Consider the following 14,796-nt stretch of genomic DNA (forward strand, 5'->3'; position numbering starts at 1 on the left):
GGTGGCCAGAGGGCAAAGGAGGTGTAAGCTATCGTCGGAGATGAAGTGTCCCGGCAAACCATCGCTGTCAGCGTCAAGGCGTCCAAGCTGACCGCCCGTGCGCTGGCCTATGTGGTGGCCGCCGTGGGCCGGAAGATCGCCAAGGAGCACCGCAAGGCACAGACGCCCCACGGCAAGCAGAGTGTGCGAAAGCTCATGGGCCACGGCGGGGACACCAACGCCATTGAGGTGGACACGCCCAAGCTGTTTGACAAGGTGGCCCGGAAATGGGGCGTGGACTACGCCATCCGCCGTGTGGGGGATGAAAAATATCTGCTTTTGTTCAAGGCACGGCAGGCCGATGCCATCACAGGCTGCTTTGCCGAGTATTCCCGTTTGGAGCTGAAACGGGCCAAGTCCCGGCAGACGCCGATCCGGGAGCAGCTCCGGCAGGCGGAGGAACAGGTGAAAAAGCAGCCCCAGCGGGAACTGACAAAGGAGGCGGCGCATGGCGACAGATAAAATCAGGAAGTATGTTCTTCCGAATATCCCGTATCTGTTCATCGGCTGGTTTTGCCTGAAAATCGGCACAGCGTACCGTCTGGCCGCTGGCGCTGGCTTCGGTGAAAAGCTGCTGGGGCTGGGCCAGACTATCGGTGCGGCCTTTGCCAGCTTTGCCCCCAGCCTTGCCCCGCTGGATTGGTTTGTCGGCATTGTGGGCGCAGTCGGTTTCCGGCTGCTGATCTACTGCAAGGCGAAAAAAGCAAAGAAATTTCGCCGCGATGCCGAGTACGGCACAGCCCGTTGGGGTACAGCAGCAGACATCAAGCCGTTCTTTGATCCCAAGTTTGAAAACAATATGCTGCTGACCGCCACAGAACGGCTCACCATGAATACCCGCCCGAAAAATCCCGCAAACGCCCGCAATCTCAATTTCTGCGGGATCGGCTCGTCCGGCTCCGGCAAGACCCGCTTTTGGCTCACGCCGCAGCTTTTGCAGGCCCATTCTTCCTATGTGGTGGTAGACCCCAAGGGCGGCGTGCTGGGGCAGGTCGGGGCCTTTCTCCAGCGCCGGGGCTATAAAATCAAGGTGTTCAACAGCATAGATTTTTCCAAGTCCATGCACTACAACCCTTTGTCGTACATCCGCAACGAGGCTGACATCCTGAAATTCGTGAACGCCCTGATCACCAACACCAAGGGCGAGGGCAAGGAGGGCGATCCGTTCTGGACGAAAGCGGAAACGCTTCTGTACTGCGCCCTGATTGCCTACATCATTTTCGAGGGGCCTGCCGAGGATCGGAATATGAATACGCTGGTGGACATGATCTCCGGCATGGAGGTCAAGGAGGATGATGAAAACTATAAAAACGCCGTGGATTATATGTTTGACGGCCTTGCCAAACGCAAACCGGATTGCTTCGCCGTGAAGCAATACCGCAAATTCAAGCTAAGCAGCGGCAAGACGGCCAAAAGCATCCTCATTTCCTGCGGCGCTCGTCTGGCCCCCTTTGACATTCCACAGCTTCGGGAGATCATGTCCTATGACGAGCTGGAGCTTGACCGCATGGGAGATCGCCGGACGGCTACTTTTTTCTGCATCAGCGACACGGACAGCACCTACAATTTCCTTGTGGCGCTGGCCTTTTCGCAGATGTTCAACCTCCTGTGTGAACGGGCGGACAATGTTCACGGGGGCCGCTTGCCCCATCATGTGCGGGTACTGTGGGACGAGGCGGCCAATACGGGACAGGTGCCCCAGCTTGAAAAGCTGGTGGCCGTCATCCGCTCCCGTGAGATCAGCCTGTGTCTGCTGTATCAGCAGTTGGCGCAGTGCAAGGCCATCTACGACAAGAACGCGGAAACCATTCTCGGCAACATGGATAGTGTGCTGTTCCTCGGCGGGCGCGAAAGCTCCACCATCAAGGAAATTTCGGAAAACTGGCTGGGTAAGGCCACCATCTCCATGCAGACCGAGGGACGTTCACGGGGCCAGTCCGAAAGTTACAGCCAGAACACCCAGCGGCTGGGCCGGGAGCTGATGACCCCCAGCGAGCTTGCCACCATGCCCGGAGATCGGTGCATTTTGCAGCTTCGGGGCCTGCCGCCGTTCTACTCCAAGAAGTACGATTTGAAGCAACATCCCAATTACAAATACACCGCCGAGACCGACAAGGTGAAGAACGCTTTTGACCTCAACAGCCTTGTGACGCGGCGGATGGACAAGCTCAACCCCAACGAAACCTATACCGTTTACAAGGTGGACGTGCCGGACGAGGCGCTCTCAGGCGAGGACGAGGACATCCTCAACTATGACGACCTCGACGACCCGGACGCCTTTGTATAACCTCTGGTAAAAAGGGCTCCCGCAAAATCGGAGATTTTGTGGGAAGAGGAGCCGCAACGGAATAAGTGATTTTTCGCGCTTGCGCGGAAATGAACGATATGAAGTTTGCGGCGACGAGTCCAGAGGATTCGTAGCTGCCGCCAGAAATGGCGGTTTTTTTCATGGCCGGGGACATCCCGGAGAAATGGAGGATTTATGCAGTTTTTTGCTTCTGCCGTTACTACCCTGCAAACTCTCGTCGTGGCGCTGGGCGCTGGCCTTGCCGTGTGGGGCGTGGTCAATCTGCTGGAGGGCTACGGCTCGGATAACGCAGCGGCCAAAAGCCAGGGCATCAAACAGCTTATGGCGGGCGGCGGCATCATCGTGCTGGGCACGACCCTGATCCCTCTGCTGTCTACCCTGTTTTAAGGGTAGCTGCCGATGGGTATTCTCACCGAATGGATCACGGAATGGCTCAAAGGGCTTTTGATCGAGGGCATCATGGGAAACCTCGAGGGGCTGTTTGAAACGGTAAATACCCGCGTCGGGGAAATATCCGTACAGGTGGGGACTACTCCGGCGGCATGGAACGCCGGGGTGTTCTCCCTGATACGGCAGCTTTCCGAAACGGTGATATTGCCGATTGCCGGATTGATCCTGACCTTTGTTGCCACCTATGAGCTGATCCAGATGATACTGGAAAAGAACAATATGCACGAGTTCGACGTGGCGAATATCTACAAATGGGTATTCAAAACCACTTGTGCCATCCTGATCCTGTCCAACACATTCAATATCGTCATGGCGGTCTTTGACGTGTCCCAAAGCGTGATCGCAAGCGCGGCGGGCATCGTCACAGGCGAAACCAACATCACGCCGGATATGCTGGCCGATCTGGAAATGACCCTTGAAACGATGGAGCTTGGCTCTCTGCTGGGCCTGTTCCTGCAATCGTTCCTCATTAAGTTTACCATGCTGGCGCTGAACATTTTTATTTTCGTGATCGTCTATGGCCGCATGATCGAGATATATCTGCTGACCAGTTTAGCCCCCATCCCCGTGGCGACGCTCTCCAACCGGGAGCTTGGCGCGATGGGCCAGAATTATCTGCGCTCCCTGTTTGCCGTGGGCTTTCAGGGTATGCTGATCCTCGTCTGCGTTGCCATCTATGCGGTGCTCATTCAGGGGATCGCCACAGGCGGAGATCCCATCGGCGCGATTTGGGGCTGTATCGGCTATACGGTGCTTCTGTGCTTCATGCTGCTGAAAACCGGGACGATCTCCAAAAGTATCTTCAGCGCCCATTGAGAAAGGAAAGGTGATCTTATCGCTGATACCGCCGCTTCTGGTCACGGTGGCCAGAGGCCGATCCCGGAGGGCCTGCACCTCTCCGACGGCATTGAGGGCCTGTGCTCCCTGCCGAAGCATAGCGTGGATATGCTTCTGACCGATCCGCCCTACGGCACGACCCGGAACTTTTGGGATGTGCCGCTGCCGCTCCCGGAGCTGTGGGAGGCGGTGAAATGGGCCGTCAAGCCGGAGGGCGCGGTGCTGTTTTTCGCACAATGCCCCTATGACAAGGTGCTGGGCGCGTCCAACCTCGCCATGCTCCGTTATGAGTGGGTATGGTACAAAAGCCGCTGCACGGGTTTTCTCAATGCCCGCCGCGCTCCGCTGAAAAAGACGGAGAACATTCTGGTGTTCTACCAGAAGTCCCCGGCCTACTTTCCGCAGTTTGAGCAGGGCAAGCCGTACAAGAAAATCCACCGTTGCAGCGGGAGCAGCCCCAACTACGGGGAGTTTGAACGCACCAGCGGGGAGTCCGACGGGCGGCGCTTTCCGGGGAACGTGCTGGCGTTCCCCACGGTGACAACCACCGTACATCCCACGCAGAAGCCCGTGGCCCTGTGCGAGTACCTGATCCGCACCTACACACGCCCCGGCGAGGTGGTGGCGGACATCTGCGCTGGCTCCGGCACAACTGCCGTGGCCGCGCTGAACACGGGCCGCCGCTTTGTCTGCTTTGAAACCGCCCCGGCCTTTTACGGCCCCGCCACGGAGCGCATCCGGCGGGCGCGGGAGGCTGTGGCCGGGGGCGGGAAAGGAGAATGATGATAAGAACCTACGAAATTATTTACGCCGATCCCCCGTGGCGCTACTCCGCAAAGAAAGTGCAGGGGGCGGCAGAAAACCATTACCCCACCATGAGCATTGATGAATTGTGCGCGCTGCCTGTGGCCGAGCTTGCGGCCAAGGACAGTGCCCTTTTCATGTGGGCCACGTTCCCGCAGCTCCCGGAGGCCCTGCGGCTGATCCGTGCGTGGGGCTTCACCTATAAAAGCGTCGCTTTTGTCTGGCTCAAAAAGAACAAAAAGGCGGATAGCTGGTTTTATGGGCTGGGCTTCTGGACGCGGGCCAACGCTGAGGTTTGCCTGCTGGCGACCAAGGGACACCCAAAGCGGCAGGCCGCCGATATTCACCAGTTTATCATTTCGCCCATCGAGGCCCACAGCAAAAAGCCGGACGAAACGCGGGACAAGATCGTTGCCCTCATGGGCGACAGGCCCCGCGTGGAGCTGTTCGCACGGCAGACCCCTCCCGGCTGGGACGTGTGGGGCAACGAGGTGGAGCCGACAGCGGGCCTCTGGTCACGGTGGCCAGAAGATAGCGGAAAGGAGGACGTATCTTGCCCTATGTGAATGTTCCCAACGATCTTTCCAAGATCAAGACGAAAATTGCCTTTAACCTTACCCGCCGCCAGCTTATCTGCTTCGGCGGCGCGGCTGCCGTGGGCATCCCCGTGTATCTGCTGACCCGTCACGCACTGGGCGGCACCGGGGCGATGTTCCTGATGATCGCGCTCATGCTCCCGGCCTTTTTCATGGCAATGTATGAGCGTGACGGCCTGCCCTTTGAAAAGGTGGCGCGGAATATCATCCGGGCCAAGTTCCTGCGGCCCGGTGTGAGGCCCTATCAGACGCAGAATATCTACGCCCCGTTTGCGGGAAAGGAGGTCACACTTGAGCAAAAGCCCCAAGAAGTCAAAAAGCCTGACGCGGGCCGGTAATCGTCCGGCGACCATATCGGCCCAGCAGACCATTCCCTATGTGCGGATGCTGCCAGACGGCATTTGTCAGCTCCCCGGCGGTGTCTACACAAAAACGCTGGAATATGAGGACATCAACTATTCCGTTGCGTCCGCCGAGGATCAGACGGCCATTTTCGGCGGCTGGAGTTCGTGGCTGAATTATTTTGACAGTTCGCTGCCGTTCCAGCTTTCCTTTGTCAACCGCCGCAGCCGCTCCGGGAGCCGCTACAAGGTGAATATCTCCGAGGCGGATGACCGCTTCAACAGCGTCCGCACGGAATACACGGGGATGCTGAAAAACCAGATTGCCAAAAGCAACAACGGTATCGAACGGGCCAAGTACGTCACCTTTTGCATCCCCGCTGAAAATGTGGCCGCCGCCCGGCCCCGTCTGGAACGTGTAGAGGCGGACGTGATCGGCAACTTTAAGCGGCTGGGGGTACAGAGCCAGCCCCTCGACGGGCGGGAGCGTCTTGCCCTGCTGCACGGCCAGCTTCACCCCGGCAGCCGGGAGCCGTTCCGCTTCAAGTGGGCGGACATCGCCCATACGGGCATGGGAACGAAAGACTTTATCGTGCCGGACAGCTTTGACTTCCGGCAGAGCCGCTCGTTCCGCGTGGGCCAGACATGGGGCGCGGCGTCCTATTTGCAGATTATGGCGTCGGAGCTGTCGGACAAGCTGCTGTTGGAGATTTTGGAGCTGGACGCCGAGCTGACCGTCACCATGCACATTCAGACGGTGGATCAGGTCAAGGCCATTAAAACGGTCAAGGGAAAAATCTCCGACATCGACAAGATGAAAGTGGAGGAGCAGCGCAAGGCCACCCGCGCCGGATATGACCCTGACATTCTCCCGCCCGATCTTGTTACCTTTTCCAAGGACGCCGCCGAACTGCTGGCCGACCTGCAAAGCCGCAACGAGCGAATGTTCCTCTTGACGTTCCTGATTGTCAACACCGCCCCAACGCGGGAGCGGCTGGAAAACGACATTTTCACCGTCAACGGCATCGCGCAGAAATATAACTGCGCCGTCAAGCGGCTGGACTGGCAGCAGGAGCAGGGCTATATGTCCTCGCTGGCCCTCGGCTACAACGGCATTGAAATTCAGCGCGGCATGACCACCAGCTCCACGGCCATCTTCGTCCCCTTTATGACGCGGGAGCTTCGCATGGATGGCCCGTCCCTCTACTACGGCATGAACGCCCTGTCCCATAACGTCATCATGGCTGACCGCAAAAAGCTGAAATCCGCCAACGGTCTTTACCTCGGCTCCACGGGCAGCGGCAAGAGCTTTGCCGCCAAGCGTGAATTGCTGAACGTCTTTCTTGCCATCCCGCAGGATCGCATCATCGTGGTAGACCCGATGGGCGAATATGCCCCGCTGGTGGAGCGGCTGGGCGGTCAGGTCATCGAGATCGCGCCGGACAGCCCCAACCACATTTCCCCGATGGATGTTCAGATGGACATGGGCGGCGGGGACAGCCCCCTGTCCCTGAAAGCGGATTTTCTGCTGTCGCTGTGTGAGCTGGTGGTGGGAGGCCGGGATGGTTTGCAGCCCATCGAGAAAACCGTCATTGACCGCTGTGTGCGTCAGGTGTACCGGGAAATGGCGCTGGGGCTGGAAACGGCCAAAACGCCGCTGCTCCAAGATTTGTATGAGGAGCTGCTGCGCCAGCCGGAGCCGGAGGCCAAGCGGATCGCCACGGCGCTGGAGCTATACTGCACAGGCTCCCTCAACCTCTTTAACCATCCTACCAACGTCAACCTCAATTCCCGCGTGGTGTGCTTTGTGCTCAAAGGCATGGGCGAAAACCTCCGCAAGATCGCCATGCACATCACCAACGATTTTGTCACTTCTGCGGTGGGAACCAACTTCAAAAACGGTGTGGCGACGTGGTGCTATTTTGACGAGTTCCATATTCTGCTCCGTGACCCGCTGACCGCCAGCTATTTTGTGACCGTCTGGAAGATGCTCCGCAAACAGGGCTGTGTCCCCTCGGCCCTGACGCAGAATGTGAAAGACCTGCTGGCCAGCCGGGAGATCGAGAACATTCTGGATAATACGGATTTTATGATCCTGCTGTCGCAGGCGCAGAGTGACCGCGCCATTCTTGCCAAGCAGATCGGCATTTCAGAGCACCAGCTATCGTATATCACGCAGTCCAACTCCGGCGAGGGCCTGCTGTTCTATGGCAGCGTCACCATCCCGTTTGTTGACCGTTTCCCCCGTGGCGAGATATACGACCTGCTGACCACCAAGCCGGAGGACGCCGCCAATGGAAAACAGACAGAATAAGCCGCCCGAGGGCGAGGTTGCTTCTGGTCACGGTGGCCAGAAGTTCCATACCGACAGCGAACAGGCCAAGCTCCACAAGTCCAAGCTCCGCATGGAGAGCCGGGAGGAACGGCTGAACAAGGCCCGTGAAAGGCTGGCAAAGCAGAAGCCGCCGAAAAAGCCCGGCCCCATCAAGCGGATCGCCCGGATCGCCGGACATGAAACCCATGCTTTTCTGCATGGAAAGGTGTATCAGGAGGAGCGCGACAATGTAGGTGTGGAGGGCGGTCATTTTGTGGAGCGTTCCGGCGAGGCCGCGCTGCACTATGGGCGGCACAAGGTACGCAGGGCCATCCGGGAGCACCCGTCCAAGGCTGCCGCCCGTGCGGAGTCCCGGTACATCAAGGCCACGGCGGACTACCATTCCCGCAAGTTTGCACAGGAGCAGCCGGAGGCGCAGAGCGCCGCCGCCCGGTTATGGCACCGCCACAAGCTGAAACGGGAGTATCAGCGCAAGGCGCGGGAAACCGCCAAGCAGACCGCCAAAGCCGCCGAACAAACCGTATCGGCCACAGAGCGGTTTGTCCGGGAAGCGGCGGCGTTCGTCAAGCGGCATCCCGTGGGGACGCTGCTTGCGCTGGGCTGCCTGCTGGTGGTGCTGACCCTGCAATCGTGTATGTCCTCGATGGTGTCCGTGGGAAACAGCACCCTTGCGGCCATCGCCGCCAGCACCTATAAGGCGGAGGACGCGGATATGCTGGGAGCCGAGGCCGCCTACTGCGCTCTGGAGGACGAGCTGCAACGCTGCCTCGACACCTACACCCGTACCCACGACTACGACGAGTATCACTTTGACCTCGACACCATTGAACACGATCCCTATGTACTGATTTCCATGATCTCCGCGCTCCATGAGGGCGCGTGGACGCTGGACGAGGTGCGTGGGACGCTGCAAGACCTCTTTGGCCGCCAGTACATTTTGACCGAGGATGTGGTGGTCGAGGTGCGCTACCGCACCGTCACCCGGACGGACAGCGAGGGAAACAACTACGATGTGGAGGTGCCGTACAACTATTACATCTGCTATGTCACGCTGGAAAACTTCAATCTCTCCCACGTACCGGTTTACATGATGTCCGAGGAGCAGCTTTCCATGTACGCCCTGTATATGTCCACGCTGGGGAACCGGCCCGATCTGTTCCCCTCGTCCGGCTATATCGGAAAATACATCACCAATCGCCCGCCGGAGCATGAAGTCCCGGAGTCCTATCTGGATGATGAAACCTTTGCCACCATTCTGAAAGAAGCGGAAAAATATCTCGGTTTCCCTTATGTGTGGGGCGGCAGCAGCCCGTCCACGTCCTTTGACTGCTCCGGCTTCGTCAGCTACGTCTACAATCAATGCGGCTGGGACTTCGGGCGGCTGGGGGCGCAGGGCCTTTATAACACCTGCTCCCGGACGAGCAGCCCTCGGCCCGGTGATCTGGTGTTCTTTGTCGGCACCTATGACACAGCAGGCGTTTCCCATGTAGGCATCTATGTGGGCGACGGCTGGATGCTCCATTGTGGCGACCCCATCAGCTATGCCAACCTCAACAGCAGCTATTGGCAGTCCCATCTTTACGCCTACGGGCGACTACCGTAAAGGAGGTTTTTTGATATGGCAATTACGAAAAGCGCAAAAATCGAGGCCGAGATTGAAAAGGTCAAGGCCAAAATTGCCGAGCAGCAGGCGCGGCTTAAAGAATTGGAGCAGAAGAAGCTGGAAGCGGAAAACAGCGAGATCGTGGAGATCGTGCGCGGTATGAGTATCTCCCTTGCCGATCTGCCGCTGGTGCTCCAGCAGCTTCGGGGCGGTGCTTCTGGTCACGGTGGCCAGAAGCCAACGGAACAGACGGAGGTGACGGAATGAAAAAACTGCGGCTTTTGCTGATGACGCTTTGTGTGACCGTCCTCATGGGTAGTATGGCGGTCACGGCCTACGCCGGGGGCGGTGAGGAATGGGATTGGCTTGACCCGGTGGAGCCGCTGCCCACGGAAACCGTTGACCCCGGCGAGGGCTTCACCGAGGACGGCAACCTTGTGACCCGTGACCTGCTCTACGATAAGGCCACCAACAAGCAGTTCATCACGGTGCAGACCAGCGGCGGCAGCACCTTTTACATCGTCATTGACTACGATAAGCCCACCGACGAGGACGGCGAACAGTACCAGACCTATTTTCTGAACATGGTGGACGAGGCCGACCTGCTGGCGGCGATGCGGGCGGCGGGCGGTGAGCTGCCGGAGTGCTCCTGCACCGACAAATGTGCCGTGGGTGCCATCAACACGGATTGCGCTGTCTGCGCCGTGAACATGAGCGAGTGCCAGGGTAAGGCCCCGGAGCCTGCGCCCGTGGTAGAGCCGGAGCCTGACCCCGAGCCGGAGCAGCCCAAGGCCACGGGCAACGGCGGTATGCTTCTGCTGGCGCTGGCCGTGGTGGTCATTGGCGGCGGCGCTGGCTGGTACTTCAAAATCTACCGTCCCAAGAAGCAGCGGGCCGCTGAGTCCGAGGCGGACTACGGCGGCGAATATGACGGCGCGGAGGACTATGACGAAACCGATCCCGAGGATGACGGGCCGCCGTGGGACGAGGACGGTGAGGAATGAGGTTTACCGACAGCCCCTATGAGGACTTTATGAAAGAAAAGAGCTACTTCAAGGGTGTCCCGCCCAACCTGCCGCCCAAAGGCTCCCGCTGTGATGGCTGTCCCTACTGGCATGGGATCGGCTGCGTGTTCTGCTACCGGGAGCGGCTTCAGTCAAAGACAGGGGGCAAACATGAGCCGTGAATTGACCCGGCAGGAAAAGGCGGCGATCCGCTCCCTTGTGAAGCGGTGGTGCGCCAACTATGACAAGGACGCTGGCTGCCTGCCGCTGGACTGCCCCTGTTATATGCTGGGGAAATGCTGGACGGGCGCTTATTGCCGCTATTTCCGTTCTGCGGTGCTGCCCCTTGATCCCGTGCTGGAAAGGTCGCTGGCCGTGGAGCGTATCACGGAAACCCGGCCCTGCCCGGTGTGCGGCAGGGCCTTTCTCCCGGACGGGCGGCAGCGATATTGCTCCCCGGCCTGTGCCCATGCCGCAAGGCGGCAGAAGCAGCGCGGCTATATGCGGAAATACCGGGGGTAGACCGTGAGCATTTGGCCCCGGAAAACGCCCTTAATTGTAGGGCTTTCCGGGGCCGCTTCATGGGCGGGGCGTATGATTTCATAGCCCCGCCCGGTTTTGCAGAAATATTGCTAACATTTTGGAAAGGAGGACGTATGGACAAAAACCAAGGCTATGAGATCATTCAGGCCGTCATGCTGGAAAATGGCCGCGGCTTTGCGCTGGGGCATGATCCCGCCGCGCCCTCGCCCTATGTCACATGGGCTTACTATGATGACAAAGACGGCCAGCGGCAGTATGAATGGGGGCATTACGGCAGCGACCGCGCCGCTCTGGAACAGGACTTTGCGGCGCGGGTACAGGAATACCAGCGCCTTTACAACGTCGGTGTCAAGCAGACCGAGGCTCCCGGCCTTTACAAGTATTACTCTACCCAGCGCCCCGTGGACATTGGGACATTTCCCAAGCCGCCCCGCAACGCCCCGGATGAGATCGTCAACTACGATCAGCGCGTCCCGGTTGAAAATGGGGCATTTCTGGCGTGGGGGCATTTGACCTACACACGGCCATTGACTAAACGGCAGACATCTGACTATGAGCTGCGGCCTGCACCTGACAATCCCGACAGGCCCCGTTCGATCCGGGAGCAGATGAAAACCGCCGCAAAACAGGCCGAGGCTGACCGGGGCCAAACTGCCCCAAAGAAAAATGCCCCTGACCGGGGCGACAGATAGGAGGACATTTATGGAGCAGGAACACAATCCCAACAAGAACGCCGAGCTTTCTATGGAGCAGAATTATAATCAGATCGACGGCATCATCAACAATCTGCCTGCGCCGCTCCCAGAGGATAAGCCGCTGGATAAGGTGCGGGAACACCCGCCCAAGCGCCGCAGCCGGGAGCGTGAGGAGCGTTGACAAAAAAGCGCGTCCGCAGTGTCCCCATCTATGTATGGGTACGGCCTGACGAGCTGGAGGTCATTCGGGAGCGCATGGCCGAGGCGGGCATCCGCAACATGAGCGCATATATCCGAAAAATGGCGTTGGGCGGCTATGTGCTCCACATTGACCTTGAACCTGTCAAGGAGCTTGTGTCGCTCCAGCGGCGCTGTGCAAACAATCTCAATCAGGCGGCCATCCATGCCAACAGCTACGGCGGCCTGTACCCGGACGAGCTGAAGCGGCTGCAAAAGGACTATGCCGACCTGTGGGGGCCGCTGTCTGATCTGCTGGCCCAGCTCTCCGCCATTGTAACGATGTGACACAGGGGGAACGGCCCCGTGCCGTTCCCCGGCTGTCCGCACCTCTGGTCATCGTGACCAGAAGTGCGGAGGGCCGGGACATCCTTGAGTGCCAATTTTTTCAGAGTTATAATAGACATATACAGGAAAAAGGAGGAACCCCCTATGCGGATCATATTCAAAATTCTTGCCGCTCCCTTTGTGCTGGTGCTGACCCTGCTTGTGGCTGTGCTCTCGTTCCTGCTGAGTCTTTCCGCTGGTTTGCTCTCCATCCTCGCGTCGGTGCTGGGGCTGCTGAGCGTCCTGATGCTGTTTGTGGAGAAAGACATTCCCACGGGGATCGCGGGGCTGCTGATGGCGTTTGCCATTTCACCCTTTGGCCTGCCTGCGCTGGCCGGATGGCTGCTTGCCAAGCTGGACGAGCTGAACGGCTCCCTGCGGGGCTTCATCACGGGCTGAGTTCTGGTCACGGTGGCCAGAAGATGCAGAAAACGGCGGCTGATCCCATCCGCCGTTTGTCGTATGGAAAGGAGGGATGCCTACGGCCACAACCTACCTCAAATCCCACAAGCGGGCCGATAAGCGGACGGCCCTGCAGAGCCTGAAAGACCGCTTTGACTATGGCCTGAACCCGGAGAAGCTGGGGGCCGTTTCCTCCTACCTCTGCGATCCGGCCACGGCACACGCCGAGTTCATGCTGGTCAAAAATCAGTATCAGGGCGAAACCGACCGCAGGGCCGGACACGGGGCGCTATGCTACCAGATCCGGCAGGCGTTTCCCCACGGCGAGGTGACGGCGGAGGAGGGCAACCGCATCGGCTATGAAACGGCGATGCGCTGGACAAAGGGCAAGTATCAATTCTTCGTCTGTACCCATATAGACAAAGAGCACATTCATAATCACATTTACTACAATTCCACCGCCTATGACCGCTCCCGGAAGTTTCGCAACTTCATCGGCTCCTCGTTCGCCCTGCGGCGGCTGTCTGACCGGGTATGTCTGGAGCACGACCTATCCGTGATCGTAAATCCCAAGCTCCACAGCAAGGGACGGTATCTGCACTACGGTCAATGGCTGGGGGAAAATCAAAAACTCTCGCAGAAAGAACAGATCTGCCTTGCCATTGACACGGCCCTGACGGAGCGCCCCGAGGACTTCGCAGATTTTCTCCGACGCATGGAAACGGCAGGCATAGAGGTCAAGCGCGGGCGCGGCGGTGCGATCTCATTCCTTGTGCCAGGGCAACAGCGGGCGGCCCGTTTCCGGGCGTCCACGCTGGGGGACGGCTACGGCCCCGAGGACGTGCAGGCCGTTATTGACGGCAAGGCTCCCACACGAACGGCCACGGCGCGGAAAGCGCCCGCACCCCGCCGTGTCAATCTGCTGATTGACATTCAGGAGCGGATGCGTCAGGGCAAAGGCCCCGCCTATGAACGATGGGCCAAGGTGTATAACCTTAAACAGATGGCGGCTGCGCTGCAATATCTGAAAGAGCACCAGCTCTTTGAATATGACGATTTGGCCGCAAAGACTGACGCTGCCACGGAGCAGTTTCACACGCTGGCCGAGGACATTCAGCAGACCGAGGCCGAGCTTTCCCGTGTGTCCGATCTGATGGCCGCCGTGGTGCAGTACGCCAAGACCCGCCCCGCGTTCGATGGGTATAAGGCCGCCAAGTACAGCCGGAAATACCTTGCCGAGCATGAGGCGGAACTGGCCGACTACCGGGCTGCAAAGGCGACGATGGCCGAGCTGCTGGGCGGCGAGAAGCTCCCCAAAATGGACGTACTAAAAGAAAAACGCCGCCAACTGGCAGCGCAGAAAAAAGCTCTTTATTTGGAATACCGCAAGGCCCAGCAGGATATGCGGGAGCTGGTGGCGGTTAAGGGTAGCGTAGATCATCTGCGCGGGCTGACGGACAACCAGCGCAATAAGGAGCAGGCCCGTTAGGGACGGCGACGCAGACAATGTTTCTTCTGGTCACGGTGGCCAGAAGTCCAGCGGGTTTGGGGGCACCCCAACAAGCATTTCCGCAGCGCGGAAATTGCAAGTGTCAATACACTTGCCTTGCTTGCCGCTAACGCGATCCCCCGGAACCCCCGCGAAAAACGGAGGCAGCGCCGTTTCTTACGCTCCCTCCGTTCCACGGTTTTCTATGATCGCGTTGATAATCCCCTCGACGAGCCGCAGCTCGTTTTCGCTGAGAGAATTGAGCTGAATGTTGATCCGCTTCTTTGCGGCTTCATCGGCTCCCATATCGGGGTAGAAGTATTCATCTACTGACAGGTCGAACATGGTTGCCAGTTGATAGAAAATATCTAAGCTCGGATGTTGACCGTCGTTTTCGTGGTACATGACAGTACGAGTGTCCCGCCCGATGATGTCAGCCAATTGCTCCTGTGTCATGCCTTTCTTCTCGCGGGCTTTCTTGATTGCAAGCCCCATCGGACGAAAATCAAATTTGCGTTCGCTTTTTTCGTTCTTCATGTCATCACCACCTAATGTAATTTTACATTTCGGGTGATAGTATTTGAACGGTGTTACATTTCATTCGTACTCATTTTTCATTTCATGTACACAGTTGAACTTGTGATACTGTAATGATAAAATAAACAATAGTGTACCTTTCACGAAAGAAATATCACAACTCTACTATCATTCAACATCCAAAATGATATACTCGCTTGCCATTCGGTTGCTAAATGGCAGCGTTAGAGCGATAATGCTCTTAGCAAT

General features: G+C 58.3%; 19 protein-coding genes. 18 read left to right on the forward strand and 1 reads right to left on the reverse strand.

The features are described 5' to 3' along the window. Nucleotides 1-45: 45 nt before the first annotated feature. The 18 genes from H8Z83_RS10625 to H8Z83_RS10710 all read left to right on the forward strand — a co-directional run bounded on the left by H8Z83_RS10625 (nt 46) and on the right by H8Z83_RS10710 (nt 14,010). The gene (locus H8Z83_RS10625) at nt 46-501 is read left to right on the forward strand and encodes a PcfB family protein (RefSeq protein ID WP_365803093.1); all 456 of its coding nucleotides are present in this window, start codon (nt 46-48) and stop codon (nt 499-501) included. After that, the gene (locus H8Z83_RS10630; RefSeq protein WP_187015009.1) at nt 488-2,326 is read left to right on the forward strand and encodes a VirD4-like conjugal transfer protein, CD1115 family; all 1,839 of its coding nucleotides are present in this window, start codon (nt 488-490) and stop codon (nt 2,324-2,326) included. The genes H8Z83_RS10625 and H8Z83_RS10630 overlap by 14 nt, the downstream gene beginning before the upstream one ends. A gap of 195 nt (nt 2,327-2,521) precedes the next feature. Then, on the forward strand, nt 2,522-2,734 hold the full coding sequence (locus tag H8Z83_RS10635) for a Maff2 family mobile element protein (RefSeq protein WP_097785041.1): 213 nt from the start codon (nt 2,522-2,524) through the stop codon (nt 2,732-2,734). A 12-nt stretch (nt 2,735-2,746) separates the two neighbouring features. Beyond that, nucleotides 2,747-3,613: a VirB6/TrbL-like conjugal transfer protein, CD1112 family gene (locus H8Z83_RS10640; protein WP_187015010.1), complete on the forward strand. Its 867-nt coding sequence runs from the start codon at nt 2,747-2,749 to the stop codon at nt 3,611-3,613. A gap of 129 nt (nt 3,614-3,742) precedes the next feature. Continuing rightward, on the forward strand, nt 3,743-4,417 hold the full coding sequence (locus H8Z83_RS10645; protein ID WP_365803100.1) for a DNA-methyltransferase: 675 nt from the start codon (nt 3,743-3,745) through the stop codon (nt 4,415-4,417). Further along, nucleotides 4,414-5,004, forward strand: coding sequence for an MT-A70 family methyltransferase (locus tag H8Z83_RS10650; RefSeq protein ID WP_187015011.1), 591 nt, complete (start codon nt 4,414-4,416; stop codon nt 5,002-5,004). Before H8Z83_RS10645 ends, H8Z83_RS10650 begins: the two co-directional genes overlap by 4 nt. Continuing rightward, nucleotides 4,992-5,372: a PrgI family protein gene (locus H8Z83_RS10655; protein WP_097785037.1), complete on the forward strand. Its 381-nt coding sequence runs from the start codon at nt 4,992-4,994 to the stop codon at nt 5,370-5,372. The genes H8Z83_RS10650 and H8Z83_RS10655 overlap by 13 nt, the downstream gene beginning before the upstream one ends. After that, the gene (locus tag H8Z83_RS10660) at nt 5,356-7,689 is read left to right on the forward strand and encodes a VirB4-like conjugal transfer ATPase, CD1110 family (RefSeq protein WP_366464145.1); all 2,334 of its coding nucleotides are present in this window, start codon (nt 5,356-5,358) and stop codon (nt 7,687-7,689) included. Before H8Z83_RS10655 ends, H8Z83_RS10660 begins: the two co-directional genes overlap by 17 nt. Next, nucleotides 7,670-9,313, forward strand: coding sequence for a C40 family peptidase (locus H8Z83_RS10665; RefSeq protein WP_187015012.1), 1,644 nt, complete (start codon nt 7,670-7,672; stop codon nt 9,311-9,313). The genes H8Z83_RS10660 and H8Z83_RS10665 overlap by 20 nt, the downstream gene beginning before the upstream one ends. Before the next feature lie 15 nt (nt 9,314-9,328). After that, on the forward strand, nt 9,329-9,580 hold the full coding sequence (locus H8Z83_RS10670; protein WP_055060864.1) for a DUF4315 family protein: 252 nt from the start codon (nt 9,329-9,331) through the stop codon (nt 9,578-9,580). Then, nucleotides 9,577-10,317: a DUF4366 domain-containing protein gene (locus tag H8Z83_RS10675; protein ID WP_187015013.1), complete on the forward strand. Its 741-nt coding sequence runs from the start codon at nt 9,577-9,579 to the stop codon at nt 10,315-10,317. The genes H8Z83_RS10670 and H8Z83_RS10675 overlap by 4 nt, the downstream gene beginning before the upstream one ends. Continuing rightward, nucleotides 10,314-10,499: a hypothetical protein gene (locus H8Z83_RS10680; protein WP_118482312.1), complete on the forward strand. Its 186-nt coding sequence runs from the start codon at nt 10,314-10,316 to the stop codon at nt 10,497-10,499. The genes H8Z83_RS10675 and H8Z83_RS10680 overlap by 4 nt, the downstream gene beginning before the upstream one ends. Next, entirely contained in the window at nt 10,489-10,839 is a 351-nt protein-coding gene (locus H8Z83_RS10685) for a cysteine-rich VLP domain-containing protein (RefSeq protein WP_187015014.1), read from the forward strand. Before H8Z83_RS10680 ends, H8Z83_RS10685 begins: the two co-directional genes overlap by 11 nt. A gap of 134 nt (nt 10,840-10,973) precedes the next feature. After that, nucleotides 10,974-11,552, forward strand: coding sequence for a defense against restriction DarA-related protein (locus H8Z83_RS10690; protein ID WP_187015015.1), 579 nt, complete (start codon nt 10,974-10,976; stop codon nt 11,550-11,552). Nucleotides 11,553-11,562: 10 nt separating this feature from the next. Further along, nucleotides 11,563-11,736 (forward strand): DUF4316 domain-containing protein, encoded by a 174-nt coding sequence (locus tag H8Z83_RS10695; protein ID WP_187015016.1) that lies wholly within the window; start codon nt 11,563-11,565, stop codon nt 11,734-11,736. Further along, complete coding sequence (locus H8Z83_RS10700; RefSeq protein ID WP_178626138.1) at nt 11,733-12,080, forward strand: plasmid mobilization protein; 348 nt, start codon at nt 11,733-11,735, stop codon at nt 12,078-12,080. The genes H8Z83_RS10695 and H8Z83_RS10700 overlap by 4 nt, the downstream gene beginning before the upstream one ends. Before the next feature lie 144 nt (nt 12,081-12,224). Next, entirely contained in the window at nt 12,225-12,518 is a 294-nt protein-coding gene (locus tag H8Z83_RS10705) for a CD1845 family protein (RefSeq protein WP_187015017.1), read from the forward strand. Nucleotides 12,519-12,660: 142 nt separating this feature from the next. Continuing rightward, a complete protein-coding gene (locus H8Z83_RS10710) occupies nt 12,661-14,010 on the forward strand; it encodes a relaxase/mobilization nuclease domain-containing protein (protein ID WP_187015042.1) in 1,350 nt (449 codons plus the stop codon). Nucleotides 14,011-14,187: 177 nt separating this feature from the next. On the opposite strand, the gene H8Z83_RS10715 is transcribed toward H8Z83_RS10710, so the two are convergent. Next, a complete protein-coding gene (locus H8Z83_RS10715) occupies nt 14,188-14,547 on the reverse strand; it encodes a helix-turn-helix transcriptional regulator (protein ID WP_187015018.1) in 360 nt (119 codons plus the stop codon). Between the last annotated feature and the right edge of the window lie 249 nt (nt 14,548-14,796).

Source organism: Dysosmobacter segnis (genome assembly GCF_014297285.1).
Lineage (GTDB): Bacteria > Bacillota > Clostridia > Oscillospirales > Oscillospiraceae > Oscillibacter > Oscillibacter segnis.

Bases quoted from the DNA above. Each gene is read 5' to 3' on its own strand.
- H8Z83_RS10685 (WP_187015014.1), top strand. From the start codon at position 10,489: ATGAGCCGTGAATTGACCCGGCAGGAAAAGGCGGCGATCCGCTCCCTT.
- H8Z83_RS10680 (WP_118482312.1), top strand. From the start codon at position 10,314: ATGAGGTTTACCGACAGCCCCTATGAGGACTTTATGAAAGAAAAGAGC.
- H8Z83_RS10690 (WP_187015015.1), top strand. From the start codon at position 10,974: ATGGACAAAAACCAAGGCTATGAGATCATTCAGGCCGTCATGCTGGAA.
- H8Z83_RS10705 (WP_187015017.1), top strand. From the start codon at position 12,225: ATGCGGATCATATTCAAAATTCTTGCCGCTCCCTTTGTGCTGGTGCTG.
- H8Z83_RS10635 (WP_097785041.1), top strand. From the start codon at position 2,522: ATGCAGTTTTTTGCTTCTGCCGTTACTACCCTGCAAACTCTCGTCGTG.
- H8Z83_RS10630 (WP_187015009.1), top strand. From the start codon at position 488: ATGGCGACAGATAAAATCAGGAAGTATGTTCTTCCGAATATCCCGTAT.
- H8Z83_RS10715 (WP_187015018.1), bottom strand. From the start codon at position 14,547: ATGAAGAACGAAAAAAGCGAACGCAAATTTGATTTTCGTCCGATGGGG.
- H8Z83_RS10650 (WP_187015011.1), top strand. From the start codon at position 4,414: ATGATGATAAGAACCTACGAAATTATTTACGCCGATCCCCCGTGGCGC.
- H8Z83_RS10645 (WP_365803100.1), top strand. From the start codon at position 3,743: ATGCTTCTGACCGATCCGCCCTACGGCACGACCCGGAACTTTTGGGAT.
- H8Z83_RS10670 (WP_055060864.1), top strand. From the start codon at position 9,329: ATGGCAATTACGAAAAGCGCAAAAATCGAGGCCGAGATTGAAAAGGTC.
- H8Z83_RS10640 (WP_187015010.1), top strand. From the start codon at position 2,747: ATGGGTATTCTCACCGAATGGATCACGGAATGGCTCAAAGGGCTTTTG.
- H8Z83_RS10695 (WP_187015016.1), top strand. From the start codon at position 11,563: ATGGAGCAGGAACACAATCCCAACAAGAACGCCGAGCTTTCTATGGAG.
- H8Z83_RS10665 (WP_187015012.1), top strand. From the start codon at position 7,670: ATGGAAAACAGACAGAATAAGCCGCCCGAGGGCGAGGTTGCTTCTGGT.
- H8Z83_RS10675 (WP_187015013.1), top strand. From the start codon at position 9,577: ATGAAAAAACTGCGGCTTTTGCTGATGACGCTTTGTGTGACCGTCCTC.